The organism is Cellulosimicrobium sp. ES-005, from assembly GCF_040448685.1.
Classification (GTDB): Bacteria; Actinomycetota; Actinomycetes; order Actinomycetales; family Cellulomonadaceae; genus Cellulosimicrobium; species Cellulosimicrobium cellulans_G.
Map to the genome: position 1 here is coordinate 2,726,348 of NZ_CP159290.1, position 24,949 is coordinate 2,751,296.

A 24,949-nucleotide genomic window follows, 5' to 3' on the forward strand; every position below is an offset into this window, starting at 1 on the left:
CCGGGCGGCGTGCGCACGACGACGGGACGCCTCCCGGGCGCCGAGCGCGCCCCTCTGCCTAGCCGAACGCCACGACGGCGACGCCCGCAGCGACCGTCAGGGGCGCGAGCACGAGGCCCTGCCGGACCACGTGCCACGTGGGCGGCGGCCCCTGCTCGAACGCGTGGCGGCGGTACTGCTGCCACCACAGCACGGTCGCGAGCGACGCCCACGGCGTGACGAGCGGCCCGGCGTTCACCGCGACGAGCAGGGTCGCGAGCCGGTCGACGCTCTCCCCCGCCGCGGGCAGCAGCGCGAGGAACGCGGGCAGGTTGTTGACGAGGTTCGCCGCGACGACGCCGGTCGCGGCGAGCCGCGCGAGGTCGCCCGGGCCGGTGCCCGTGCCGGCGACGGCGGCGAGGAGGTCGCCGAGCCCGTGCGCGTGCCACGTCTCGACGACGACGAACAGCGCGGCGACGACGAGCGCCGACCGCCACGGCAGCATCTCCCGCACGGGCACGAGGGGCTGCACGCGCCGCCACCACGTCGCGAGGGCGAGCACCGCGGCGCCCGCGAGCGCCGTCGGCGCGACGGGCAGCTCGAGCGCGAACGCGACCGCGAGGAGCGCGACGACGGCGGCGGTGACCCGGAGGAGCACCTGGTCGGGCGGCGTCGGGCCGGCTCCCCCGAGCGTGAAGCGTCCGCGCAGGTCACGGCCGTGCAACACGAGCAGGACCACGATCGTGACGGCGAGGACCGCCAGCGCGGGCGCCCACATCACCCCGACGTACCCGGTGCCGAACCGGTGCGCCGCGAGCAGGTTGGTCAGGTTCGAGACGGGCAGGAGCAGCGACGCCGTGTTGGCGAGCGCGAGCACGGTGAGGGCGAGCGGCAGGGGCCTCGTGCCCGTGCGGCGCGCGAGGGCGAGCACGACGGGCGTGACGAGCACCGCCGTCGTGTCGAGCGACAGCACGACCGTGCTCGCCGTCGCGAGGACCACGACGAGCCCCCACAGGGCGAGCCGCCGCCCCCGGGCGAGCCGCGCCGCCCGCCCGGCGACGGCGTCGAACAGGCCCGCGCCCGCGCACAGCTCGGCGACGACCGTGATCGCGAGCAGGAAGACCAGCACCGGGCCGGTCCGCGCGAGCAGGTCGCGCGCGTCGGCGGCGGGGAGCAGCCCGGTCGCGGGCAGCACGACGACGACCACCGCCGCGACGAGCCACAGCGGCACACGGCGGCGCGCCGGTGCTCCCGAGGCGTTCACGTCGCGATCGTAAGTCTCGCGACACGGCCACGGATCAGGGCCGCCCCCGAACCGCCGAACCCGGGGTCGGTCCCCACGACGCCGCGCCGGTGGGGAGCGATCCCGGGTTCGGCCTCGTGGGCGTGCGGACTCCGTTAGTATCTGCGTATGCGTGAAGATATGAAGGCGTGCACCTTCGGGGTGGAGAGCCAGTACGTCGAGCTCGCGGCGGAGGTGTTCTCGCTGCTCGCGGACGCGACGCGCGTCCGGATCGTCCTCGCCCTGCGCGACACCGAGCTGCCGGTCAACGCGCTCGCAGAGATCGTCGGCAAGTCGCCGACGGCCGTCTCGCAGCACCTCGCCAAGCTGCGCTGGGGTCGCATCGTCCGCGCCCGGCAGGAGGGCAACCGCGTCTTCTACTCGCTCGTCGACGAGCACGCGCGGACGCTCGTGACCCAGGCCGTCTTCCAGGCGCAGCACGCCGTGGACGACCACCCCGCGCACCACGCCGACGACGCGCACGCCACGGTCGACGGCTCCTCCCCCGCCGCCGGGACCGCCACGTCCACGGCGGCGGACCGATGAGCACGACCCGCCCGGCCGCCGTCGACCACGACCACGACCACGACCACGACCACGACCACGACCACGACCACGACCACGACCATCCTCACCCGGCCGGGCTGCGCGGCTGGCTGCACGAGGTGTTCGTGCCGCACTCGCACGACGCGGCCGACTCGATCGACGACGAGCTCGTCGCGAGCGGGCAGGGCATCCGGGCGGTCAAGGTGTCGCTCGTCGTGCTGGGCACGACGGCGCTGGCGCAGCTCGGCATCGTCGCGGTCAGCGGCTCGGTCGCGCTGCTCGCGGACACCGTCCACAACCTCTCCGACGCGCTCACGGCCGTGCCGCTGTGGATCGCGTTCGTGCTCGGCCGCCGCGCGGCGACGCGCCGGTACACCCACGGCTACGGCCGGGCCGAGGACCTCGCGGGCCTGTTCATCGTCGCGATGATCGCCCTCTCGGCGGTCGTCGCGGGCAACGAGGCGGTGCGACGCCTCGCGGATCCCCAACCTGTGGACAACCTGGGCTGGGTGATCGCGGCGGGGATCGTCGGCTTCGCGGGCAACGAGGCGGTCGCCGTGTACCGCATCCGGGTGGGTCGCCGCATCGGCTCCGCCGCGCTCGTCGCGGACGGCGTGCACGCGCGCACCGACGGGTTCACGTCGCTCGCGGTCGTGCTCGGCGCGCTCGGCGTCCTCGCCGGTCTCCCCCTCGCGGACCCGCTCGTCGGCCTGCTCATCACCGCCGCGATCCTCGTGCTGCTGTGGGGCACCGCGCGCGACGTCGGGCGCCGGCTCCTCGACGGCGTCGACCCGGACCTCACGGACCGGGCGCGCCACGCGCTCGACGGCGTGGACGGGCTGCAGGGTGTGGACGACGTCCGGCTGCGCTGGTCGGGCCACCGCCTGGCCGTCCAGGCGCGCGTCCTCGTGCCGCCGCAGACGCCGGTCGCCGTCGCCGACCGGACCTCGGCCGCAGCCGAGGCCAGGCTGCGGGGCGCGCTGCCGTCGGTCGGGACGGTCGACGTCGTAGTGGCGCCCGCCCGCTGACCGGCCGCCGGCGTCCCGCGCCGCCGAACCGGGGCTCGCTCCCGATTGGGCGCTCCCCTGGGCCGCCGAACCCGGGGTTCCTCCCCACGGGGCGGCGATCGTCGGGAGGGACCCCGGGTTCGGCACCGGCGGGAGCACGGGCGGACGTGGGTGGTCGGCGTGAGGATGGAGCATGCTGCTCGCCGAGGTCGCCGCCACGTCCGACGCCGTCGCCGCCACCCGCTCGCGCCTCGCCAAGCGCGCGGCGATCGCGGACCTGCTGCGCCGCGTCGCCGCCGACGTCGGCCCGGCCGGCCCGGCCGGTACGGCCGGCACCGCGGACGGTACCGACGGCGGGAGCGGGCGCGACGAGGTCGAGATCGCCGTCGCGTACCTCGCGGGCGAGCTGCGCCAGCGGCGCACGGGACTCGGGTGGCGCTCGCTGCGCGACCTGCCCACCCCGGCCGAGGAGCCGAGCCTCACCCTGACCGCGGTCGATGCCGCGTTCGCGCACATGGCCGACCTCTCCGGCCCCGGCTCGGCGACGGCCCGCCAGGCCGAGGCCGCGGCGCTGTTCGGTGCCGCGACGGCGCGCGAGCAGTCGCTCCTCGCGGGGCTCGTCTCGGGCGAGCTGCGACAGGGCGCGCTCGACTCGGTCGTGGTCGACGCCGTCGCGGAGGCCGCCGGGGTACCCGCCGACGCGGTGCGTCGCGCGGTCATGCTCGCGGGCGCGACGGGACCGGTCGCGCGCGCCGCGCTCACGGCCGGGAGCCCCGAGTCCGCGACCGAGGCTCTCGCGACGTTCCGGCTCACGGTGGGCCGCCCCGTCCGGCCGATGCTCGCGCAGTCGGCGCCCGACGTCGGCGCCGCGCTCGAGAAGCTCGGCGCCGGACCCGGGGCGGCCGCCGAGGACGGCGACGACGATGCCGGGGGCGAGCACCCGCCGTCAGGCACCGCGGTGGCCGTGGACGTCAAGCTCGACGGGATCCGCATCCAGGTGCACCGCGACGGCGACGACGTGCGCGTCTTCACGCGCTCGCTCGACGACATCACCGAGCGCGTCCCGGAGATCGTCGCCGCGACGCGGTCCCTCCCGGCCCGGGCGCTCGTGCTCGACGGCGAGGCGCTCGTCGTCGGGCCCGACGGCGTCCCGCGCCCGTTCCAGGAGACCGCCGCCCGCTCCGCGACCCAGGGCGAGCGGAGCGCAGCCGAGGAGGCCGAGCTCGCGGCGTCGCTCGAGCTGTCGCCGTTCTTCTTCGACGCGCTGCACGTCGACGGCCGCGACCTGCTCGACGAGCCGCTGCGCGACCGGCTCGCGGTGCTCGACGACGTGGCGGGCCCCCACGCCGTGCGGCGCCTCGTCACCGCCGACCCCGACGCCGCGACCGCGTTCTTCGAGGGCGCGGTGGCCGAGGGGCAGGAGGGCGTCGTGGTGAAGTCGCTCGACACCCCCTACGCGGCCGGGCGGCGCGGCGCGGGCTGGGTCAAGGTCAAGCCGCGGCACACGCTCGACCTCGTCGTGCTCGCGGTCGAGCAGGGCTCGGGCCGCCGCCGCGGGTGGCTGTCCAACATCTGGCTCGGCGCGCGCGACCCCGACGGCGGGTTCGTCATGCTCGGCAAGACGTTCAAGGGCATGACGGACGAGATGCTGGAGTGGCAGACGCGCCGGTTCCGCGAGCTGGAGACGTCCGACGACGGGTACGTGGTGCACGTCCGGCCAGAGCAGGTCGTCGAGATCGCGTTCGACGGGCTCCAGCGGTCCACCCGCTACCCCGGCGGCCTCGCGCTCCGGTTCGCGCGCGTGCTGCGCTACCGCGACGACAAGACCGCCGACGAGGCCGACACGATCGACGCGGTGCGCGCGCTCGTGCGGTAGGGGGTGGTCAGCGCGGGCGGGCCGAGGGGTCCGGCGCGACGAGCCGGACGGTGCCGTCCCGGTCGACGAGCGCTCGCCGGCCGGTCGCGTGGTCGAGCACGTCGACGACGTCGTCCTCCGGCGTCACTGTCACGGTGAACAGCGGTCGGCTCCCGCCGAGCGCGGGGTACGGCTGGAGCGCACCCACCCCGGCCTCGGCGCGTGACCTCTGCTCGGGCGTCAGCCGTGCCCACGAGAGCCGCTCGCGCAGCCAGGTCGGCTGCGCCTCGACCGACCGCGGGAACCGCTCCAGGTCGCGGGCGAAGTCGGCGGGGCCGGCCGGGGGCAGGAAGCCGGGTTCGGTGTCGACGTCGAACGACGCGTCGACCTCGCCGTCGGCGCGCACCGTCATGGAAATGGTGAACCAGGCCCCCCGGCCGGGCGCCGCCGTCGCCGCCCGCAGCTCGGCGAGCGCCTCCGCGAACGTCGAGGAGGTCGGCTTCTGCGCGAGGGGCGGTGGCCACGCGCCGCGGAGCGACACGTGCGACTGCGTCCGGTCGGCCACGACGAACGCGCGGTACGACAGCTCGTCCCACGGCTCGGTCTGGGCCGCCGCCAGTTCCTGCGCCAGCACGCCCAGCAGGCGCGTCTGCGCCTCGGCCGCGGCGGCCTGCTCGGCGGAGGGCCGCTCCTCCCCTCGCCTTCCGAACGGCCACCAGCCGCCGCGCGGGCTCACGGGCGCGCCGTCCTGACCCGCGCCGCGCCGCGACCCGGCGCTCCGAACACGACGACCGCCATCGCACGCCTCCCCGTCCCGGCCCTCGACCGGGGCCGACCCCCGCGCATTCTTCCGCACGCCCGAGCCCCGTCCGTCCCGGGAGACGACCGTGCCCGCGTCACGGCACGAGGCCGTGACGCGGGCACGTCGGGTGCGGGTCAGCAGGTCGGGATCGTGACCGTCTGCTCGACCGTCTGCTCGCCGTCGGGACCGGTGGCGGTCACGGTGACCACGAGGTCACCGGTCACGCCGCGCGCCGCGAACGACTGGTAGGCGTTCGCCCCGGGCGCAACGTCCGTGAACGTCTTGGCCCCGAGCGCCGAGGCGAGCTCGACGTCCACCGTGGCGTCGGAGACGTTCACCGCGCGGACCGCCACGTACGGCTTCCCGGCCAGGCAGCGCGGGCTGAGCGTGACCTCGACGAGCTCGACGTCGGCCGGCTCCTCCAGGGCGTCGATCGCGCCCTGGAGCGCGAGGCGCGCGTCGCGCAGCGCCTCGTCCGACGCGGCGGCGTCGTCCCGGGTCTCGGTCGCCGCGGCGAGCGCCGTGCGGAACGCCTGCCACGACTCGGGGCTGTACCCGTCGTCGGTCAGGGCCTCCGCGCTCGTCACGAGGTTCTCGAGCCGACGACGCTCGGCCGGCACGAGCTGGTCGGTCGCCAGCCCGAGACGGCGCGCCCGCTCGTCGACCTGCGCCTGGGCGGCGCCGGCGTCGGCGAGGAGCGACCGCGCGGCGGTGAGCTCGCGCGAGAAGACGCCCGCATCGATCCGGCCGTACCGCTCGATCTCCGCCACGAACGCCGCGGCGTCCTCGACCGACGCCGCGAGCGCGGCCGTGTCGGTCGGCGGGACCTCGACCTCGTACGCGTCGGTGAAGAACCGCATGCTGTCGAGGTTCGCGACGTACGGGTGGTCGGCGTACGCCTCGGTGGACAGGCGCACCCACACCTGGTGCTTGCCGCGGACCGCGGTCGGCAGGTCGACGACGGCCGTGCCGTCCGTCGTCCAGCTCGACCCGGTGTTGGCCAGCGGGACGGTGACGAACGGCTCGCCCGGGTTCGCCGGGTCGAACGCGTCGAGGTACACCGACAGCGCGGAGTTGCGCCCAGACCGGTTCGAGTTGTGCACGTAGTGCACGGAGAGCTGGTCGAGCGCGGCGGAGCCGAGGTCGATCTCGCCATAGGCGAGCCAGTCGCCGTCCGCGGTCCCGCCGACGTTCGTCACCGGCCCGCTCGTCCACGTCGAGCTCTCGTTCTTCAGCCCGCGGCCCGAGTTCGAGGTCCAGGCCTCGGACTCGACGACGACCGACGTCGGGCCGCCCGGCGCGAACGTCAGGCTGTCGAGGTTCGCGACGTACGGGTGGTCGGCGTACGCCTCGGTCGACAGGCGCACGAACACCTCGTGCGTCCCCTGCACCGTCTGCGGCAGGACGACGGTCGCCGTCCCGTCCGAGGTCCAGCTCGACCCGGTCGTCGGCAGCGGCACGGTGACGAACGGCTCGCCCGGGTTCGCCGGGTCGAACGCGTCGAGGTACACCGACAGCGCCGAGTTGTTCCCCGACCGGTTCGAGTTGTGCACGTAGTGGACCGACAGCTCGCCGAGCGGGAGCTCACCGAGGTCGACCGGCCCGTAGGCGATCCAGTCGCCGTCCGCGGTGCCGCCGACGTTCGTCACCGGCCCGCTCGTCCACGTCGAGGACTCCTTCTTGAGCCCGCGACCGGAGTTCGCGGTCCAGTCCTCGGCCTCGATCGTCACGGTCGGCGACTCGCCCGGCTGGCCGGGGGCCGACGGGTCCTCGGCGCTGAAGCGGAACCAGTCGAAGTTGCCGACCCAGTTCCGCCCCGACGGGGCGAGCAGCTCGAACGTGACGGCCTTCGCGTCGACGAGCGCCTGGACGTCGCCGAGCTCCGCCGTCACCTCGGTGTACTTGCCCCAGCCGCTCGTGCCCTTGAGGTCCACGGTCGCGACCACGGGGCCGTCGACCTCTCCCGCGTGCACGCGCACGGTGCTCGGCGTGTCCGTCGGGGCGAAGCTCGTGTCGTAGCGGACCGTGAGGAAGCGCGGCGGCGTGTTCCCGGCCGCGGTCTCGAAGGTCATGTCGCGGTACTGCACCCACGACCCGGAGCGCACGCCGCCGAGGTTGCCCGACGAGCTGTTCGCCTCGTTCTTCAGCTCGCCGCCCGACCACGCCTCGGACTGCTCGGCCTCGAGCGTGCGGTAGCCGCCGCCCGTGAGGTCGAGCGCGTCGATCGCCGCGCCGAGCCGGTCGGCCGCGAACCGCAGCGCGATGCTCGTCGCGGCCTCGTCCGCGAGGGCGTCCTGCGCCTGGGTCAGCGCGGTGGAGAACCGGTCGAACGTCACCGAGGAGTAGTTCCCGTGCCGCACGAGCACGGCGTCGTCGACGAGCCCGGCGAGCGCGTCGCGCTCGGCGGACGCCACGGACAGGCGCAGCGGGGAGAGCACCGAGACGCCTTGCCCGCGCAGCGACGACGCGGCGACGCCGTCGGCGAGCGCACCGTCGCCCAGGTGGACGTAGAAGCGCGCGTCGGCGGACGCCGTCCCCGTCAGGGAGACCGTGAGCGCGGTCGGCGACGCGACCGTCACGGCCGCCGTGACGCCGTCGGGCAGCCCGACGACGTTCGCCGCCCCGCTCTCGACGAGGTCCGTGCCGGCGGACGCGGCGAACCGCGCGCCGTCGAGCGTGAGCGTCACGGTCGCGTCGAGCGCGCCGCCGTCGCCGGTCTGCACGGTCGTGGGGTCCGCGCTGACGCGCGGTCCCTCGGCGGGCTCGTCGGTGGCGGTGCTCATCGAGAACGCGGGCTCGGTGTCCGTGCCCCAGTCGCTCGGCTGCTCGCCCATGCGGAACGCGAGGTCCGCGCCCCCGATCACGGTCGCGTAGTCGACCCACGTGTTGCCGAACGGTGCGCCGTCGAGCGTCGCGGACTGGACGTAGAACGCGTCCTCGGAGACGCCGTCGGCCGTGACCGTGAAGGCGCTGCCGTCGTCGTAGGTGATGGTCGTGGAGTCGAAGAACGGCGAACCGATCTGGAACTCGTCCGACCCGGCGGTCACCGGGAACAGGCCGACGGCCGCGGCGACGAACATCGTCGACATCGTGCCCGCGTCGTTGTCCATCGTGGGGAGCATCCCGCGCGGGTCGAGCTGGTAGACCTTCGTCTTCACGGGCGGCGTGAACTCCCCGCCGCCGCTCGGGACCGCGCTGGAGGAGCCGGTCGCGATGTACCTGTTCCAGGTCTCCTTCGTGTAGATCGCGCGCGCCCACTTCTGCGTGAGGCTCGGCTCGCCCGTGTAGTTGAAGAGGTACGGCGCCTGCAGGTCGATCTCGTTGGCGTTCGAGTGGAGCATGGCCTTGCCGTCGTCCGGTGCGTGCTCGCCGAACATGTGGCGCATCGCGAGGCGCGCCGCCTCGGGGCCGCCCATCGCCTCGACGAGCGCGTCCATGTCGTACGCGTCGTACCAGTGGTACTGCCAGAGCGTGCCCTGGTAGAGGCTCGCGGCCTCGAACTTCGCGTAGTCGGCGCTCTGCCACGAGCCGTCGGCGGCGCGCGGGGTGAGGAGGCCGACCTGCGTGCCGTCGGCCGCGGTCCACGCGCCCGGCTTGGTGAGCTTCTCGATCGGCCACGACGCCTGCTCGCGCATCGTCTGCGCCTCGTCCGTCAGGCCGAGCTCGTCCGCGATCACGGAGAGGCCGTACTGGTCGTAGCCGCGCTGCACCGACGCGCCGGGGTTGCCCGCCACGTAGCCGCGCTGGAGCTCGTCCGCGCTGTACTGCCCGGCGAGCCGCTTGAGCGCCGGGTACGCCTCGTCGAGGCGGTCGAACCCGTCGAACCCCTTCGCGATCGCGTCCGCGACCACGACGGACGACCGCTCCCAGCGGACCGTCGGGACCGAGTGCACGAACCCGCCGAGGCCGCTGCCCGTGCCGGTCGCCTCGGCGTCCGCGAACAGGTAGACGAGCGACTGCACCATGTCGCGGTACAGCGCCGGGTCGATGTAGGCGATGACGGAGAACTTGCGGAAGTCGTCCCACGTGGCCCACGAGTCGTAGTACGTGAAGCCCTGCGCCGCGTGCACCGCGCCGTCGACGCCGCGGTAGGTGCCGGACGTGCTGGTCGCGTTCATCGGCATGGCGAACATGCGGTACAGGTGCGTGTAGAAGAGCTGCTGGAGCTCGCCCGTCGGGTCGGTCGCCGTCGAGGCGTCGATCGCGACCCGCCCGAGCGTCGCGTTCCACTCGGCGCGCGTGCGGTCGCGGATCGCGTCGAACGACAGGTCACCGAGCTCGACCGCCTGGTCGGTCCGCGCCTGCTCGACGCTCACCGGCGACAGCGTGACCTGCAGGCCGACGTCCCCCGCGTCGGCCGGGTCGAACGTGAGGATCGCGCCCGTGTCGACGCCGTCCTGGGACGTCGCGTCGACGAGCTTGTCGTCGTCGCCCCACGTCTGCACCGTCGCGGGCTGCAGCGTGCGCGCGGTGTAGTAGAGCGTGTAGGCGGCGTTGTAGAAGTAGCCCGTGACCTGGCCGGACAGCTCGACGGTGCCGTCCGCGCGCGTCTCGACCTGCACCGAGGACGAGCGGCGGCTCGTGTTGTTGGTCTCGAGGTCGACGACGAGGCTCGGCGTCGAGCCCTCGGGGAACGCGTAGCGGTGCACGCCCGAGCGCGTGGTCGCCGCGACCTCGGCCTCGATCGTGCCCGGCGCGGCCGCGATGGCGCCGTCCTTGCCCGCGACGTTGCCGAGCCCGACGGAGTAGAAGCCCGGGCCGGCCTGCTCGTCGTCGTGCGAGAAGGTGTGCGCGTACGTGCCCGTGCCCGGCCGCGCGGTGTACGACCCGGAGGTCGGGACCACGAGGATGTCACCGCCGCCGCCGGAGCCCCCCACCCCGTCGAGGTTGGTGTGCGTGAAGCCCGAGATCTTGGACTGCGCGTAGTCGTATCCGGTGTTGTTGCGCCCCGGCGTCGTGCGCGGGTTCACCTTGGCCAGGCCGTTGGGCGCCTGCGCGGCGGGCATGTCGTTGCCGTAGTCGCCCTCGGTGCCGACGAACACGTCGACGAGCGACGCGAGGTCGCTCTCGGCGGCGGGCACCACGGGGGCCGCGACCGCGGCGGCGGGCGGCAGGACGCCGACGGCGAGCGCGGCGGCCAGAGCCCCGGCGAGGGCTCCGCCGAGCCGGCTGCGGCCTCGTCGGGGATGGGGGTCGGACGTCGGGCTGGCCCCGCGTCGTCCGACAGCGCTGTCAAGACGCGCGGCAGATGGTCTGGCCACGAGAGTTCTCCTTGGGGGGGTCGTGCCGAGGCTGCTCCGCCTCGCCGCCCTCACGGTACGTGTCGTCCCCGCCGACCTCAAGACCCCGCCCCCGAAGTTCACCTGCCCGACGGACGGTCGTCCCCGCGGCGCTACCCGCCGCCCGGGCGCCCGCTCGCACCGTCCGCGACCGGGCCGAGACGGTCGAGCCACGCCCGGACCGGGCCGAGCGACACGAGCCCCGACCCGGCTCCCGCGAGCTCGTCCGGGGTGCGCGCGAGCGCGTCCCGGGCACGCCGCGCGAGGCGGGCGCCCCCGAGCCGGACGGCGGCCTCGGCCACGAGCGCCCACCGCAGCTCGCGCAGGTGGTCGGCCGGAGGCTCAGGGGCTGCGCGGACCAGGTCCGCGGCGGCCTCGCGGTCGCCCGCGTCGAGCGCGAGCAGCGGCGCGACCCACGGCGCGTACGGCCCCGGGTCGCCGAGCCCGGCGAGCGGGCGGCCGTGGCGGAGCCGCACCGTGAGCAGCGCGAGCGGGAGCAGCCCGTCGCGCACGCCCGGCATGCGCACCCCGGCCAGCAGGTCGTCGGCGGCCCGGTACGCGCGCGCCGCGGCGTCGGGCGAGGAGGTCTCGGCGTCGCGCATCGCCCGGTACCAGGCCGTGAGCATGGGGACGACGGGCGACTCGTACCCGGCCGCCACGTCCTCCGCCGCCGCGGCGTGGGCGTCGGCGTCGCCGAACCGCCCGGCCCCCGCGGCGGCCTGCATCCGGACGAGGTGCCCGAGGATCGCGAACGTCGGCAGGTCGTGGGCGGCGGCGAGCGCGACGAGCTCGGCGCCGGTCGTCTCGCGCTCGGCGGCCGCGCCCGGACGTTGGAACGACTGGAGGAACCGGGCGTTGAGCGCGAGCGCGAGCGTCCCCGGGTCGCCGACGGCGCGCGCGACGCCCACCGCGTCCTGGGCCGCGGCCCAGGCCCACGCGTCGCGCGTCCCCCGGTGCTCGATCCCGACGACGGCGAGCAGGCGCGCGCGGAGCACCGGGCTCGCCTCGGGGCCCAGCCGGTGCAACGTGCGCCGCGCCACGCCGACGAGCACGTCGGCCGCCTCGGGGTCGTCGCTCCGGGTCCAGACCGCCGGGACGTCGTACGCCGTGACCGTGCGCGCGGTGAGCACCGGGTCGCCCGTCGCCTCGGCCGCGAGCGCCGCGGCGACCCGCTGCTGCTGTGCGGTCGCGAGGTGGTCTCCCCCGGCGATCGCGAGCGTGCGCGCGACGTCGACCGTGGACCGCAGCTGGGCGCGCGAGGTCGGGGCCGTGACCGCGAGGCGGGCACCCGGCGTCGGGCCGTCGAGCGCCGGCGCCTGGGCGAGCAGGTCGCGCTCGAGCCGCACGAGCTCCGGTCCTGGGTCGAGGCCGATCTCGTCGGCGAGCCGGCGACGCGCGCCGCGCACGACGGCGAGCGCGTCCGTCTGGCGCCCCTCGCGGTACAGCGCGAGCGCGAGCAGCGCCCACGCGTGCTCGCGCCACGGGTGCGCGGCGGCGTGCGCGTCGAGCGCGGCGACCGCCTCGCCCGGGCGCCCGTCCGCGAGCAGCGCCTCCGCGAGCAGCTCGACGGCCCGCGCGTGCACCTCGGCGAGGTGCCGCCGCTCCGCCCGCACCCACGCGCGGTCCGGCAGGTCGGCGTACGGCTCCCCGCGCCACGCCGCGACCGCGTCCTGCAGCGCACGCGTGTCCGACGGCGCGTCCCCGACCCCGAGCCCCGGCGTGGCGCCGGGTGCCGCGGCGGCCAGGCCGTGCGTCGTGCGTCCACCGACCGGGGCGACGGCCGCCTCCAGGCGTGCCGCGTCGAGCGCGCCGTCCGGGACCCGCAGCGCGTAGCCGCCGTGCTCGGTGACGAGGACGCGCGGCCGCGTGCGCGGTGCGCGCTCGGGTTCCAGACGACAGCGCAGGTCGCCGACGAACGTCGCGAGGGCACCGCGCCGGGCGCGGAGGTCGCGCTCCGCGGCGTCGTCCCACAGGTCCGCCGCGAGCCGCTCGAACGACACCGGACGGCCGCGCGCGGCCGCCAGCCGCGCCAGGAGCTCGCGCTGACGCGGGCCGCCCGGGTCGACCTCCGCGCCGTCGCGCAGCAGCCGGACCGGCCCGAGCACCTCGATGCGCAGCTCCACCACCCGGCCATTCTCGCCGGGCCGTGCCGCGGCGGCGACGAGGGCGGCGTGCGCGCGGCCCGGGCGGCGCGCGGCACTGATCGGACGCTGATCCGCCGCTCCGAGGATGGTCGCGAGCCGCCCGGCACGACCTCCGGCGGCCCGAACCACCCGAGAGAGGACCCACCCATGCACATCCCCGGCTTCGAGACCCGCACCGTCGAGGTCGCGCCCGGCGTCGCGCTGCGCGCGGAGACCGCGGGCGACGGCCCGACCGTCGTCCTGCTGCACGGCTTCCCCCAGACCCGCCACATGTGGCGGCACGTCGCCCCGGACCTCGCGCGCGACCACCGTGTCGTCGTACCCGACCTGCGCGGGTACGGCGACAGCGCCAAGCCCGCCGCGACGACGCCCGACGTCTACGCCAAGCGCGCCATGGGCGCCGACGTCGTCGCGCTCGCCGACGCGCTGGACGTCGACCGGTTCGCCCTGGTCGGCCACGACCGGGGTGCGCTCGTCGCGTTCCGCGCCGCGCTCGACCACCCGGACCGCGTGAGCCACCTCGGGATCCTCGACGTCGTGCCCACGCTCGACACGTGGGGCGTGCTGCACGGCGTGGACGCCGCGGTCGCGTTCCACCTCTACCTCATGGCCCAGCCGCCGGGCCTGCCCGAGGCGATGATCCGCAACAGCGCCGACGCGTTCTTCGGGTTCTTCCTCGACGCGTGGACCCAGGACCCCGCGGCGATCCCCGCGGACGTCCGCGCGCACTACCTCGCGGCGAGCCGGGACGCCGTCGACTCGATCGTCGCGGACTACCGCGCGACGGCGACCGTCGACGTCGAGCACGACCAGGCGTCGCTCGACGCCGGGGACCGGCTGGCCATGCCGGTCACCGTGGTGCAGCAGGACTGGGGCGCGCAGCTCGGGTACGACGCCGCGGGCGTCTGGCGGCGCTGGGCACCGGACCTGGAGCACCTCACGACGACGGCCGGCCACTTCATGGCCGAGGAGGCCCCGGCCGACGTCGCGGCGGTCGTGCGGGCGCTCGGCCGGCGCTGACCGGCCGGCCCCGCGATCCGCCCTGCGGACGTCAGCCCCGGGCACCACCGTGAGATCGACCCACCCGTCGTCAGGTCGACCCCCTGAGGGTCGATCTCGGACGCTCGGGCCGATCTCGCGCACCTGTCGCGCGTCCGTCTCAGCGGTACCAGTCCTCGTCGATCGTCGCGAGGCGCGACGGGTGCGCCTCGGGCCCGAGGCCGTAGAACCGCTGGAAGCTCATGAGGAGCGGACGCCACCGGTCGGGGTCGACGCGGTGCGCGGTCCCCGGCATGCGGACGCTCTCGTGGACGTGCACCCGCGTCACGCGCACCTCGAACGCGACGAGCGACCCGGCGCGGGCGGGATCGTCGCGCCCGAGCGGGTGGGCGTGCACGAGCCGTGCCTCGACCGCGACGGGGCACTGCGCGGCGCGCGGCGGCGCGACCGTGTCCGACGCGACGGGCGTCAGCCCCGCGCGCGCGAACTTGTCCGACTCGTAGCGGTACCCGACGGACGCCTTGCGCTCCGGGACCGGGTCCCGCCCGGTCGTCAGGGCGAGGCGGTCGACGGCGTCGACCTCGGCCGTCGAGGGCAGGTTCACGACGACCTCGCGCGTCGCGAGGAGGTTCAGCGCCGTCTGCGAGCGCGCGCCGAGGCCGAGCACCGCCGTGCGGCCCAGCCAGAACACCGACGACATCGGGGCGAGGTTGACGCGGCCGTCGGTGCTCACCGTGCTGAGCAGCGCGACCGGCGTGCCGAAGTACAGGATCCCCGGGTCGATCACGACGTGCGACGGGGCGGGGCGGGTCGAGGTGGTGGTCACGGACCCAGCCTCGCCGCGCGCGGACGCGACGTCTGGCGGCCGTCGGACGTCGCGTCCGGGGCGCGACGGCGGCGCCTACGACAACAGCACGGCGACCCGGTCGGCGCGGTCGTCGTCGGGCCGCGTGCCCTCCTCGACGACCTGCCGCGCGAGCTCGCGCAGACGGACGTTGCGCTCGTTCGACGCGCGCTTGAGGAGCGCGAACGCCTGCTCGGGCCGGACCCCGAGCGTCGCGGCCACGACCCCCTTCGCCTGCTCGATCGGGCCCCGGCTGTCGGCCGCGGCCGTGATATCCCGCTGCGCCTGGCGTCCGGCCTGCGCACGGACCGGTCGCGTCACGTCGACGAAGTACCCGAGCAGCTCGACGACCCGACCCGTGTCGCGGTCGCGCCGCCCCTGGCCGACGACGACGAGGACACGCTCCCTGCCGCGCGCGTCCATGATGCGGTGCAGGCTCGAGAAGGGTGCGCCGTCCCGCCGTGCGCGTTCCAGCACGTCCCGGACGCGCTCACGGTCGTCGGGGTGCTTGTGGGCCAGCACGAGCGACGTCGTCGGCACGACGTCGCCCGGCTCGAAGCCGTGCAGGCGGTACGTCTCGGCCGACCACCACCAGGTGTCGGTCGCGAGGTCGACCCGGTACTGCCCCAGGGTCGTGTCGTCGGCGAGGGACAGCGGGTGCAGCGTGGCGTGATCCTCCAGGGACATGGGTCGTCTCCGTCGTGGTTCAGCGGGTCGTGAGCCAGGTCCAGACTCAAGACCCGGACTGTAGTCCGACGCGATGTTTCTGCAACCCGCCGCCTGCACGGTGCTCCGACGGTGCAGGTGGGTCGCCGAGCGAGCGCCCGGGGTGGTGGAAAACTGGACGAGGTGCACGAGGACCGGACGGAGGCGGACGTGGGCGCGTCGGAGCTGCTGGGCCTCCTCGTCCGAGCGCTCGCCGAGGCCGACGGCGACCTGCCGATGCCCGAGCGCATGTGTCAGGCGTGCGCCACGGCGCTCGGCGCCGAGAGCGCCGCATTGACGGTCGCGGCGACGGCGGACGAGCGGCTCACGGTCGCCACGGCCGACGGGGTCGCGGCGCGCGTCGAGGACCTCGAGGAGACCCTGGGCGAGGGGCCAGCCCAGCTCGCGCTGGCCGAGGACCGCGTCGTGGTGCGCGAGGCCGACGGGAGCCGTGACGGCGGCGCCTTCCCGGTGTTCTCCCGCGTCGTCGGACCGATCAGCGGGCCCGCCACGTACCACGCCGTCCCCATGCACGCCGGTGGCCAGGTCGTGGGGGTGCTCAGCCTGTTCACCGCCTCCACCACGCTCGCGCGCGAGGCGGGCGACGTGCAGTTCCTCGCTGACGTCGTCGGGCTGTCGCTCCTGGCCGACCTGGAGTCGCTCGACTGGTCGACGCGCGCCGAGGTGCACCAGGCGACGGGGATGGTCACGGTCCAGCTCCGGGTCGCGCCCCGCGACGCGCTCGCCGTGCTCCGGGCTCACGCCTTCGCTCGGTCGGCCACGCTCGAGGAGGTCGCCGAGGAGGTCGTCGGACGACGCCTGAGCTTCACGTACGACGCGAGCGACACCGTCCGGACGCAGCGGGCCGAGGAGCCCTGACGCACGACCCGAGCGGGCCCGGCCGGGCAGCCTTAGGCTCGACGGCGTCGTCCTGTCCGCCCGAGGGGAGCCGCCGTGCGCGCGACCGTCATCCACGCCCCGTACGACGTCCGCGTCGAGCAGCGCGACGACCCGCGACTGCTCGCACCGACCGACGCGATCGTGCGCGTCGAGGCCGCGTGCGTGTGCGGCTCGGACCTGTGGACGTACCGCGGGGCGAACCCGATCGACCACCCCGTGGCGATGGGTCACGAGTACGTCGGCACCGTCGAGGAGGTGGGCGCCGACGTCCGGACCGTGCGCCCGGGAGAGCTCGTCGTCGGGTCGTTCTTCGCGTCCGACAACACGTGCCCGATCTGCCGCGCCGGCTACCAGACGTCGTGCGTCCACCGGGAGCCCGTGCGCGGCGCCCAGGCCGAGCTGCTGCGCGTCCCGCTCGCCGACGGGACGCTCGTCGCGACGCCCGAACGTCCCGACGACGACCTGCTGCCCGGGCTGCTCACCGCGTCCGACGTGCTGGGCACCGGCTGGTTCGGCGCCCGCGAGGCGCAGGCGGGACCGGGCCGGTCGATCGTGGTGGTGGGCGACGGCGCCGTCGGCCTGCTCGCGGTCCTCGCCGCCGCGCAGCTCGGGGCGGAGCAGGTCATCGCCATGAGCCGGCACGCGCCTCGCCAGGAGCTCGCGCGGGCGTTCGGCGCGACCGAGGTCGTCGCCGAGCGCGGCGACGACGGCGTCGCGCGCGTCCTGGATCTCACCGACGGGCTCGGCGCGCACGGCGTGGTGGAGGCGGTCGGCACGCCGGAGTCGGTGGCCCAGGCGCTCGGGGCCGTGCGCCCCGGCGGACACGTCGGCGTCGTCGGGCTGCCGCACGGCGTCGAGCTCCCCGTCGTCGACATGTTCTACCGGCACGTGCACTGGTCGGGCGGTCCGGCGCCGGTCCGCCGGTACCTGCCCGAGCTGATGGACCTCGTCCTCGAGCGTCGCATCGACCCCGCGCGCGTGTTCGACCTCGAGCTGTCGCTCGACGACGCGGCCGAGGGCTACGCCGCGATGGACGAGCGCCGCGCGATCAAGTCCCTGCTGCGCCCCTGACGCCGGCCACGGACGCCCGCGCCACCGACGAGGCCGTCCGTGTGCGAGCAGCGGCTCCCGGCGGGACCATCGCTGACGTGGGACGTCGCGCGCGCATCACCCGCTCCGGGGCCGTGCCGAGGCACGCGCACGCGCTCGTGCTCGCGCTCGTGCTCGTGCTCGGGACGACCGCGGGCTGCACGGTGAGCCGGCAGGACCCCGGGCAGGCGACCGCGGCCGTGGCCGACGCGCTCGCCCAGGCCGGGTCGGCGGTCGAGACGACGCGGCTCACCGTGCGCCTGCTCGACGCCGACCGCGTCACCACGCCCGTCGCGGACGCCGCGGTGCTGGACCAGGTGCGCGTGCTCGAGGAGTCCACCACGGCGCTCACGACCCTCGTCCCGCCCGACGACGTGTCGTCCGCGCAGCGCGACGCCGGTCTGGTGGCCGTCGCGGACGCGACGCGCGAGGTGGTCGCGGCGCGCGCGTGGGTCGCGCGCGAGGCGGGCGGCGACCTGTCGGAGGCCGGCGGGGTCCCCCTCACGGCGTCCGAGCTCGAGGCCGACCTCGCCCGCGCCGCCGACGACGTGGACACGGCCCTGGCCCTGGCGGGTGGCGCGTGAAGCGGCTCCTCGGGGTCGCGCTCGGCATCCTCACGGCGATCGGCGGGTTCGTCGACATCGGGGACCTGGTCACGAACGCCGTCGTCGGGTCGCGGTTCGGGCTGTCGCTCGTGTGGGTCGTGGTCGTCGGCGTGGTCGGCATCTGCCTGTTCGCGTCGATGTCCGGCCGCGTGGCGGCGGTGAGCGGGCGCGCGACGTTCGAGATCATCCGCGAGCGCCTCGGCCCCCGCGCGGCGGGCGCGAACCTCGCGTCGTCGTTCGCGATCAACCTGCTCACGCTCACGGCCGAGGTGGGCGGCATCGCGCTCGCGCTGCACCTCGCGAGCAGCGTCGAGCCGCGGCTGTGGGTCCCGGTGGCGGCGCTCGCCGTCTGGCTCGTGCTGTGGCGCGTGAAGTTCCAGGTCATGGAGAACGTCGCGGGGCTGCTCGGGCTGCTGCTCGTGGGGTTCGGGGTCGCGCTCTTCCTGCTCGGCCCGGACTGGGGCGAGCTGCTGCGCCAGGCCGTGCCGCCCTCTCCCCCGGCGACGGAGCACGTCGCGACGTACTGGTACTACGCCGTCGCGCTGTTCGGGGCCGCGATGACGCCGTACGAGGTGTTCTTCTTCTCGTCCGGCGCCGTCGAGGAGGGGTGGACCGCGAAGGACCTCGCGCAGAACCGGGTCAACGTGCTCGTCGGGTTCCCGCTCGGCGGGCTGCTGTCCGTCGCGATCGCCGCGTGCGCGGCCGTGGTGCTCCTGCCGGCGGGCATCGAGGTGTCGTCGCTGTCGCAGATCGTGCTGCCCGTGGCCGAGGCCGGCGGGACGCTCCTGCTCGCGGTCGTGATCGTCGGGATCGTCGCGGCGACGTTCGGCGCGGCGCTGGAGACCGCGCTGTCGAGCGGGTACACGCTCGCGCAGTACCTCGGCTGGTCGTGGGGGAAGTTCCGCCGCCCGGCCCGCGCCGCGCGCTTCCACGTCACGATGGTGGTCGCGCTGCTCCTGGCCGTCGCCATCCTCATGACGAGCGTCGACCCGGTGGCGGTCACCGAGATGTCCGTCGTGTTCTCCGCCGTCGCGCTGCCCCTCACGTACGTGCCGATCCTCCTCGTCGCGAACGACCCGGAGTACATGGGCGAGCACGTCAACGGGCGCGCGACCAACGCGCTGGGCATGGTGTACCTGGTGATCGTGGTCGCCGCGGCCGTCGCGGCGATACCCCTGATGATCGCGACGGGAGCGGGGTCATGAGCCGGGACGCCTCCACGCCGACGGGGGTGCGCGTCGTGGACGCGCGCCTGCACCTGCTGAGCCGCCAGGTGCTCGACGTCGACGGCGAGCCGGTCACGACCGTCGACGACCTCGAGCTCGTCGCCACGGACGGCGCGGACGGCAGCGCTCGGGACGACGGGCCGCGCGACGCGGTGCCCGGCGAGCCGGCGGAGGTCGGCGCGATCCTCACCGGCCCGGTGCTCGTGACGCGCCTCCTCGGCGGCCGACCGCCCGCGTCACGCTGGGAACGGGTCCGGTGGGCCGACGTCGGGCACGTGGGGACGGCGCTCGAGCTCACCGTCCGCGCGGACTCGCTCGACCTGCACTGGACCGAGGACTGGCTGCGCGAGCACGTCGTCGGCCGCGTCCCCGGCGGCCGGCACGACCCCGAGGAGGAACCGTGATCCTCGGCGACCTGCTCGACGCGCACGTCCTGGGCCCGGACGGCGAGGGCCTCGGCTTCCTCGTGGACGTCCGGCTCGCGCTCGACACGCTGCCCGACGGCGGCCCGTCCGACGCCGGGGACGACCCCGACGACGCGCACCCGGAGGACCGTGCCCTGAGCGCGAGCGTCCGGCGACGCAGCCGGGTCGGGCGGGCGCGCGTCGTCGGGATCCTCGTGAGCCCGCGCACGGGCGGGTCGTTCCTCGGGTACGAACGCACGGGCGTCACCGCTCCGTGGCCGGTCCCGCAGCTCGTGCGTCGCCGGCACCGCGGGACGTTCCTCGTGCCGTGGGACGACGTCGCCGCCGTCGGGCAGGGCGAGGTCCGCCTCGCGCCGGGGTACCGGCAGGACGACGCCGCCCTGCCGTGACGTCGGGCGCGACGGCCGGCCCGAGAGGCACTCCCGGTCGGGAGAGGCACCTCCGCGTGCGGCGCCCGCCCGGGGCGCAGCGCTCGGCGCGTTGCGAGCGGGCCGGGGCCCCGTGACGCTGGACGGGACGGTGAAGCCACCCGCCGTCAGCCGTCCGGGCGGAGGCACGAGGACACCGTCGCCCTGCCCGGCGACACGGGAGGACCCATGAAGGCGCTGTTCGTGAGCTGCACGCTCAAGAAGTCCCCGGAGCCGTCCAACACCGAGGCGCTCGGGCGGGTGGTCGCCGAGGCGCTGCAGAACCGCGGCGTCGAGGTCGAGCACGTGCGGCTCGTCGACCTCGACGTCCTGCCGGGCGTCGTCACCGACGCCGGTGCGGGCGACGACTGGCCGCGCGTGCACGAGCGGCTGCTGGCGTCGCAGATCCTCGTCGTCCTCACGCCCACGTGGCTGGGCCGCCCGTCGTCGGTCGCCCAGCGCATGCTCGAGCGCATGGACGCGATGCTCTCCGAGGACGGGCCCGACGGCGCGCCGGTCGCCTACAACCGGGTGGCGGGCGTGGTGGTGACGGGCAACGAGGACGGCGCGCACCACGTCATCTCGGAGGTCAGCGGCGCGCTCGCCGACATCGGCTACACGATCCCCGGCCAGGCCTGGACCTACTGGAACCAGGGTCCCGGCCCGGGCCCGGACTACGTGCAGACCGGCCACGGCCACGAGTGGGCGCGAGAGACGGGCCGCCTCATGGCGCACAACCTGCACGCGGTCGCGACGGCGCTCCAGGAGCACCCCGTCCCCGCCCCGGGGTCGTGATCGCCCGGCCTACGACTCCGCGATGCGCTTGATCGCCGCGAGCCGGCGGTGCGTCGCATCGATCACGCCCGCTCACGCACCCCCGGCCGCGATCCCCGCCACCGCGGCCGCGAGGCACACGGCGAGCATCCCGAGCGCGTGCAGCAGCGCGACGGCACCGCGGCCCGCGAGCAGCAGGCGCGCGCCCTCGACCGACGCCGTCGAGAACGTCGAGTAGCCGCCCAGGAAGCCGACCCCGAGCACCGCCGCGACGTCGCCGTGGCCCGGGTGCGTCACGCCCCAGCCCGTGAGCAGCCCCAGCAGGAAGCACGCGCTGACGTTCACGACGACCGTGCCGAGCGGCGTCGACCACCGGTTGTGCCGGGCCACGAGCGTGTCCAGCAGGAACCGCGACGCCGCGCCGAGCCCGCCGGCGAGGGCGACGAGCACCAGCTCGGGGACGCCCGTCACCGCGCCCCACCGCCCCGGGCGACCAGCCGCCGTCGGGCCACGGCGGCGAGCGCGATCCCGCCTGCCGCGGCCGCGACGCCGAGCGCGACGCTCCCCAGCGCGTACGCCGCGCCGAGCGCGGCGTGCCCCCCGCTCGCCAGCCGCTCGACCTCGACGGCGAACGTCGAGTACGTCGTGAACCCGCCGAGCACGCCGGTCCCGCAGCCGAGCCGCACGCCCCGCCGCCACCCGGCGTCCGGTCCCGAGCGGAGCAGCGTCTCGAGCAGCGCGCCGAGCACGAACGACCCGGCGAGGTTGATCCAGAACGTCGTCCACGGCCACGACCCGGGCGCCGGGGCGAACGCCTGCTCGAGGAGCGCGCGCGCCGTCGTGCCGACCGCTCCCCCGGCCGCGACGAGGCCCGCGAGCGCGAGGAGCGGCGTCCGTCGTCTCACTTCTCCCACGGCGTGCGGAGCTCCTTCCAGTCCACGACCGCGAGCGGGACCGTGAGCACCGGCCGGTGCTGGTGGTGGGCGAGGTGCGCGGCGACGGACCCCTCGACGAGCTCGCGCAGGTGGGCGGTCGACCCGGGCGCGCGCGTCCCGACGACGATCACCGCGGCGTCGACCGCCCGCGCGAGGTGCGTCAGCGCGCGGTCGGGGCGACCCGCGAGGTAGCGCAGCTCCCACGCCACGCCCGTGCCCCGCAGCGCTTCCTCGGCCTCGGCCCGCAGCCGGGCCTCGACCTCCTGCCAGGAGTCGTCGGCGGAGTCCGGGTCGAGCGGCGCGTGCGTCACCGAGCCGTCGGGGTGCTCCGCGACCACGTGGCGCGAGGTGTCGGCGTACCCGGCGACCACGCGGGACCCGGCGGCGTCCGCCCAGGCCGCGGCCGTGCGGACCACGAGCGGGTCCCCGCCGGGGGCCACACCGACGACGACGGGGTGTCCTGCGAACGGGACCATGCGGTCGAGCGCGGGCTGGGGCACGGGTCTGGCTCTCATGCGGACCTCTTCCCGCGGGCAGCACCCTGCCCGCCGACGTGCGACGAGGCAGGAACCATCAGCCCTGGCGGCGGTTCGGGCGGCTACGCCCCGGCGGGATCCATCACCGCCCCCAGGGTAACCAGCCCGGCCGCCGAGCGCTCAGCCGGCCTTGGTGTCCAGCCACTTCTTCTCGCCGAACGACTTGGCGAGCTCGTGGTCCGTGATGACGAACCCGACGGCCTGCGCCACGGGCAGGATCTGGTCGCGCTCCAGCCCGTCGTCGATGCCGAGCCGGTACATCATGACGACGGTCCCGGTGTTGAACATGACCCCGGGCGAGTCCCCGTCGTCGAGCAGCGCGTACGTGCCCTGGAACCCCGGCTGCGGCACCGCGGCGGCGAGGGTCGGGTGCGCAGGTCCCGAGGTGTCGGCGAGGGGGTCGCCCTCCGGCGCGGCGTTGAAGGCCGCGGCGATGCGCTCGGCCTCCTCCTCCGACCCGACGTCCACCAGGACCAGGTCGAGCGCGAGGGTCGGGCCGTCGTCCGACACGACGCGGGCCTCGAACCCGGCCTGGCACGAGCCCGCGATCGCCTCGATGGCGGGGATCGCGGGCAGGTCGTCGCACGCGAAGTCCCGCCGCGCCACGAGCGCGATGCGGTCCTCGTTGACGAGGTAGTCGTTGTCGGAGAAGTAGTCCCACGACATCGGCGCGAGCGCCGGGCCCGACTCCGGGTCCATCTCCGCGCCCGCGCGGTACTGCTGCTCGAGCCACGGCTCGTCGTCCGTGACGTCGGTGTCCACCGGCTCCTCGGTGGCCTCCGGCTCGTCGGTCTCCTCCGGCTCCGCCGGGGCCTCCGTCGCGGGCGCCTGCTCGGCGGTCGTCGGTTCCGGGGCGGGCGACGCGTCGTCGCGCACCGCGAGCCACACGCCGAGGCCGCCCGCGACGAGCACGAACGCGCCCACGCCCGCGAGGACGGGCACGAGCCACTTCCGCGAGCCGCGACCGGGCGGCGTCGTGTACGGGGAGAAGCCGTAGGGGTCCGACGGCGGGGCGGGCGGGCCCGGCACGACCGTCGCGTCGTCCGGCGCGCCGTAGGCGTGGCCCGACGGGCCCGGGTACGGGGTCGTCGGGGCGCCGTACGGGGCCGTCGAGGTGCCGTACGGAGCGCCGGGCGGCGGCGCGTACCCGGGCGCGGTTCCCGCGGGCGGCCAGGTCGCCCCCGTGTCCGCGGGCGGGAGCGTCGCGTGGGGGTCGCCGGGCCCGCCCGGCGCGCGGCGTCCTCCCGTGCCGTAGGGGTCGGTGTCGTAGGGCGCCTGGGCGTGGGGGTACCCGTAGCCGGGCGCGGACGGCCCCGGTCCGGCCGAGCCCGTCCCGCCGTCGTCCCCGTACCGTCGCGGCGGCCGCATGACGGTGTGGTCGTCGACCGGGTGGTTCGGGTCGGTGGGGTGGGACATCGGACGGGTCCTCTCGTCGCAGGCGGCTCGTGCAGGGTAGCGGAGTCGCTCGCGCGGGCGTACCAGCCCCCGCGGCCCACGACGCACGGGTGCCACCCCTGGCAAGAGGACCGTCGGGGCGCCAGGATCGGTCCATGAGGAGACGACTGTGCGTGACGCTCGCCACGATCTGTGCCCTGGCGCTCGGCCTGGGCACCGCGACGGCGCTCGGGCAGGACGTCGGCGCGGCGAGCGGAAGCACGGTCACCACCGCCGCGGGGGTCACTGCCACGCCGGCCGGGGGGTACGTCTTCCGACCCGGCGACCCCATGATCTTCAGCAACGGCGGGACGGCGTCCGGGGGCTACGAGGGTGCCTGCACCGGCGGTTACGCCGTCGCCGGTGACAGCGGGACCTTCCTCCTCGGCCCGCGAGCCTGCTCGGTGATCTTCTCGTCCGTGCGAGGCAGCGACCGCCTCTACGGGTGGACGTTCTCCCAGAACTACCCCGACGGGAACGCTCTCGTGCGCGAGGTCCCGGGGGACGACGCGTACCAGATCGTCCGCGACCCGCTCACGGGGAGGACGCCGGGCGACGGCCGCGTCGTGGGATGGACCGCGTCCGCGGCGCAGACGCGGGGGATGCTCGTGGGCAAGATGGGGATCGGGACCGGCTGGACCGAGGGCCGGATCACCGGGGCGGTCATGTTCCGCGGGATGACGCTGCTCTGCACGGACATGCGCACCGACCTCGGCGACGCGGGCGCCCCGGTCTGGCGCTCGGACGCCACCGGCCTGCGCGCGCTCGGCACGATCCAGGCGTACGACCCGAGCACCCGGACCGGGTGCTACCGGCCCATCCAGGAGACCCTGGCGATCTACGGCGCGCACCTCCCCGCGTTCGGGCCGTCGCAGGGCCGCCCCGGCTTCGGCACCCTCGCGCCGGGGATGCCGTGGCTCGGCGGCGGCGACGCCTTGGCGGTACCCGTGAAGAACATCCCGGTCGGCACGGACTGGCGGGCGCCCGTCGCCCCGCTCGGCTCCTGACACCGGCCACCCCGCCGCGGCGGGTCGTCCGTGCGACGGACGGCGTGTGACCTGCGCGACGGGTGATCTCCTCCCCAGGGTGGACACGCCCGCGGGGCGGGCAGCGTACGCTGCGGGTGGGTCACCGGACGACGGACAGGGGGAACTACCGCTCGACCGACGAGAGACC

General features: G+C 75.7%; 22 protein-coding genes and 1 riboswitch. Of the genes, 12 read left to right on the forward strand and 10 right to left on the reverse strand.

Translation table 11 applies throughout. From position 1 onward, the window contains the following. Positions 1-58 precede the first annotated feature (58 nt). Entirely contained in the window at positions 59-1,243 is a 1,185-nt protein-coding gene (locus ABRQ22_RS11980) for an SLC13 family permease (protein ID WP_353706893.1), read from the reverse strand. Between the two features lie 147 nt (positions 1,244-1,390). Between ABRQ22_RS11980 and ABRQ22_RS11985 the strand changes: the two genes are divergently transcribed. The 3 genes from ABRQ22_RS11985 (at position 1,391) to ABRQ22_RS11995 (ending at position 4,690) form a co-directional block, all read left to right on the forward strand. Then, positions 1,391-1,807 (forward strand): metalloregulator ArsR/SmtB family transcription factor, encoded by a 417-nt coding sequence (locus ABRQ22_RS11985; protein WP_353706894.1) that lies wholly within the window; start codon positions 1,391-1,393, stop codon positions 1,805-1,807. Beyond that, the gene (locus ABRQ22_RS11990; protein ID WP_353706895.1) at positions 1,804-2,835 is read left to right on the forward strand and encodes a cation diffusion facilitator family transporter; all 1,032 of its coding nucleotides are present in this window, start codon (positions 1,804-1,806) and stop codon (positions 2,833-2,835) included. Before ABRQ22_RS11985 ends, ABRQ22_RS11990 begins: the two co-directional genes overlap by 4 nt. Before the next feature lie 172 nt (positions 2,836-3,007). Next, entirely contained in the window at positions 3,008-4,690 is a 1,683-nt protein-coding gene (locus ABRQ22_RS11995) for an ATP-dependent DNA ligase (protein WP_353706896.1), read from the forward strand. Positions 4,691-4,697: 7 nt separating this feature from the next. Here ABRQ22_RS11995 and ABRQ22_RS12000 read toward each other — a convergent pair whose 3' ends face one another. The 3 genes from ABRQ22_RS12000 to ABRQ22_RS12010 all read right to left on the reverse strand — a co-directional run bounded on the left by ABRQ22_RS12000 (position 4,698) and on the right by ABRQ22_RS12010 (position 12,876). Then, positions 4,698-5,405: a hypothetical protein gene (locus ABRQ22_RS12000; RefSeq protein WP_353706897.1), complete on the reverse strand. Its 708-nt coding sequence runs from the start codon at positions 5,403-5,405 to the stop codon at positions 4,698-4,700. 200 nt (positions 5,406-5,605) lie between these two features. Continuing rightward, positions 5,606-10,732 (reverse strand): glycoside hydrolase domain-containing protein, encoded by a 5,127-nt coding sequence (locus ABRQ22_RS12005; RefSeq protein WP_353706898.1) that lies wholly within the window; start codon positions 10,730-10,732, stop codon positions 5,606-5,608. A gap of 131 nt (positions 10,733-10,863) precedes the next feature. Continuing rightward, positions 10,864-12,876 carry a BTAD domain-containing putative transcriptional regulator gene (locus ABRQ22_RS12010; RefSeq protein ID WP_353706899.1) on the reverse strand — a complete coding sequence of 671 codons (2,013 nt, stop codon included), beginning with the start codon at positions 12,874-12,876 and terminating at the stop codon, positions 10,864-10,866. Between the two features lie 165 nt (positions 12,877-13,041). Between ABRQ22_RS12010 and ABRQ22_RS12015 the strand changes: the two genes are divergently transcribed. Next, positions 13,042-13,914, forward strand: coding sequence for an alpha/beta hydrolase (locus ABRQ22_RS12015; protein WP_353706900.1), 873 nt, complete (start codon positions 13,042-13,044; stop codon positions 13,912-13,914). Positions 13,915-14,053: 139 nt separating this feature from the next. Here the strand turns inward: ABRQ22_RS12015 and ABRQ22_RS12020 are convergent, their stop codons facing one another. Together ABRQ22_RS12020 and ABRQ22_RS12025 are read right to left on the reverse strand one after the other, a co-directional pair. Further along, positions 14,054-14,719, reverse strand: a complete 666-nt coding sequence (locus ABRQ22_RS12020) for a flavin reductase family protein (protein ID WP_353706901.1) — start codon at positions 14,717-14,719, stop codon at positions 14,054-14,056. Between the two features lie 75 nt (positions 14,720-14,794). Next, on the reverse strand, positions 14,795-15,424 hold the full coding sequence (locus ABRQ22_RS12025; RefSeq protein ID WP_353706902.1) for a PAS and ANTAR domain-containing protein: 630 nt from the start codon (positions 15,422-15,424) through the stop codon (positions 14,795-14,797). A 162-nt stretch (positions 15,425-15,586) separates the two neighbouring features. On the opposite strand from ABRQ22_RS12025, the gene ABRQ22_RS12030 reads away from it, so the two are divergent. From ABRQ22_RS12030 to ABRQ22_RS12060, 7 genes are all read left to right on the forward strand, one after another. Beyond that, on the forward strand, positions 15,587-16,321 hold the full coding sequence (locus ABRQ22_RS12030) for an ANTAR domain-containing protein (protein ID WP_353706903.1): 735 nt from the start codon (positions 15,587-15,589) through the stop codon (positions 16,319-16,321). A gap of 75 nt (positions 16,322-16,396) precedes the next feature. After that, positions 16,397-17,413, forward strand: a complete 1,017-nt coding sequence (locus ABRQ22_RS12035) for a zinc-binding dehydrogenase (RefSeq protein ID WP_353706904.1) — start codon at positions 16,397-16,399, stop codon at positions 17,411-17,413. A gap of 77 nt (positions 17,414-17,490) precedes the next feature. After that, positions 17,491-18,015: a hypothetical protein gene (locus ABRQ22_RS12040; RefSeq protein WP_353706905.1), complete on the forward strand. Its 525-nt coding sequence runs from the start codon at positions 17,491-17,493 to the stop codon at positions 18,013-18,015. Beyond that, positions 18,012-19,241, forward strand: coding sequence for a divalent metal cation transporter (locus ABRQ22_RS12045; RefSeq protein WP_353706906.1), 1,230 nt, complete (start codon positions 18,012-18,014; stop codon positions 19,239-19,241). The genes ABRQ22_RS12040 and ABRQ22_RS12045 overlap by 4 nt, the downstream gene beginning before the upstream one ends. Beyond that, positions 19,238-19,666 (forward strand): hypothetical protein, encoded by a 429-nt coding sequence (locus ABRQ22_RS12050; RefSeq protein WP_253051541.1) that lies wholly within the window; start codon positions 19,238-19,240, stop codon positions 19,664-19,666. The genes ABRQ22_RS12045 and ABRQ22_RS12050 overlap by 4 nt, the downstream gene beginning before the upstream one ends. Next, positions 19,663-20,076 carry a PRC-barrel domain containing protein gene (locus tag ABRQ22_RS12055; RefSeq protein ID WP_253051542.1) on the forward strand — a complete coding sequence of 138 codons (414 nt, stop codon included), beginning with the start codon at positions 19,663-19,665 and terminating at the stop codon, positions 20,074-20,076. Before ABRQ22_RS12050 ends, ABRQ22_RS12055 begins: the two co-directional genes overlap by 4 nt. Before the next feature lie 207 nt (positions 20,077-20,283). After that, entirely contained in the window at positions 20,284-20,889 is a 606-nt protein-coding gene (locus ABRQ22_RS12060; protein ID WP_353706907.1) for a flavodoxin family protein, read from the forward strand. 72 nt (positions 20,890-20,961) lie between these two features. Here ABRQ22_RS12060 and ABRQ22_RS12065 read toward each other — a convergent pair whose 3' ends face one another. The 4 genes from ABRQ22_RS12065 to ABRQ22_RS12080 form a co-directional block, all read right to left on the reverse strand. Then, entirely contained in the window at positions 20,962-21,339 is a 378-nt protein-coding gene (locus ABRQ22_RS12065) for a CrcB family protein (protein WP_353706908.1), read from the reverse strand. Beyond that, positions 21,336-21,773: a CrcB family protein gene (locus ABRQ22_RS12070; protein WP_353706909.1), complete on the reverse strand. Its 438-nt coding sequence runs from the start codon at positions 21,771-21,773 to the stop codon at positions 21,336-21,338. The genes ABRQ22_RS12065 and ABRQ22_RS12070 overlap by 4 nt, the downstream gene beginning before the upstream one ends. Next, on the reverse strand, positions 21,770-22,318 hold the full coding sequence (locus ABRQ22_RS12075) for a universal stress protein (RefSeq protein ID WP_353706910.1): 549 nt from the start codon (positions 22,316-22,318) through the stop codon (positions 21,770-21,772). Before ABRQ22_RS12075 ends, ABRQ22_RS12070 begins: the two co-directional genes overlap by 4 nt. A gap of 42 nt (positions 22,319-22,360) precedes the next feature. Then, positions 22,361-22,435, reverse strand: a riboswitch (Fluoride riboswitch). Between the two features lie 24 nt (positions 22,436-22,459). Then, positions 22,460-23,755 carry a hypothetical protein gene (locus ABRQ22_RS12080; protein WP_353706911.1) on the reverse strand — a complete coding sequence of 432 codons (1,296 nt, stop codon included), beginning with the start codon at positions 23,753-23,755 and terminating at the stop codon, positions 22,460-22,462. Between the two features lie 134 nt (positions 23,756-23,889). On the opposite strand from ABRQ22_RS12080, the gene ABRQ22_RS12085 reads away from it, so the two are divergent. Next, positions 23,890-24,780: a S1 family peptidase gene (locus ABRQ22_RS12085; protein WP_253051548.1), complete on the forward strand. Its 891-nt coding sequence runs from the start codon at positions 23,890-23,892 to the stop codon at positions 24,778-24,780. Positions 24,781-24,949: the final 169 nt, after the last annotated feature.

What these genes read in the sequence shown, in the direction of transcription:
- ABRQ22_RS11985 (WP_353706894.1), top strand. Translation starts at nt 1,391, where the DNA reads ATGCGTGAAGATATGAAGGCGTGCACCTTCGGGGTGGAGAGCCAGTAC.
- ABRQ22_RS11990 (WP_353706895.1), top strand. Translation starts at nt 1,804, where the DNA reads ATGAGCACGACCCGCCCGGCCGCCGTCGACCACGACCACGACCACGAC.
- ABRQ22_RS11995 (WP_353706896.1), top strand. Translation starts at nt 3,008, where the DNA reads ATGCTGCTCGCCGAGGTCGCCGCCACGTCCGACGCCGTCGCCGCCACC.
- ABRQ22_RS12015 (WP_353706900.1), top strand. Translation starts at nt 13,042, where the DNA reads ATGCACATCCCCGGCTTCGAGACCCGCACCGTCGAGGTCGCGCCCGGC.
- ABRQ22_RS12025 (WP_353706902.1), bottom strand. Translation starts at nt 15,424, where the DNA reads ATGTCCCTGGAGGATCACGCCACGCTGCACCCGCTGTCCCTCGCCGAC.
- ABRQ22_RS12050 (WP_253051541.1), top strand. Translation starts at nt 19,238, where the DNA reads ATGAGCCGGGACGCCTCCACGCCGACGGGGGTGCGCGTCGTGGACGCG.
- ABRQ22_RS12060 (WP_353706907.1), top strand. Translation starts at nt 20,284, where the DNA reads ATGAAGGCGCTGTTCGTGAGCTGCACGCTCAAGAAGTCCCCGGAGCCG.
- ABRQ22_RS12075 (WP_353706910.1), bottom strand. Translation starts at nt 22,318, where the DNA reads ATGAGAGCCAGACCCGTGCCCCAGCCCGCGCTCGACCGCATGGTCCCG.
- ABRQ22_RS12080 (WP_353706911.1), bottom strand. Translation starts at nt 23,755, where the DNA reads ATGTCCCACCCCACCGACCCGAACCACCCGGTCGACGACCACACCGTC.
- ABRQ22_RS12085 (WP_253051548.1), top strand. Translation starts at nt 23,890, where the DNA reads ATGAGGAGACGACTGTGCGTGACGCTCGCCACGATCTGTGCCCTGGCG.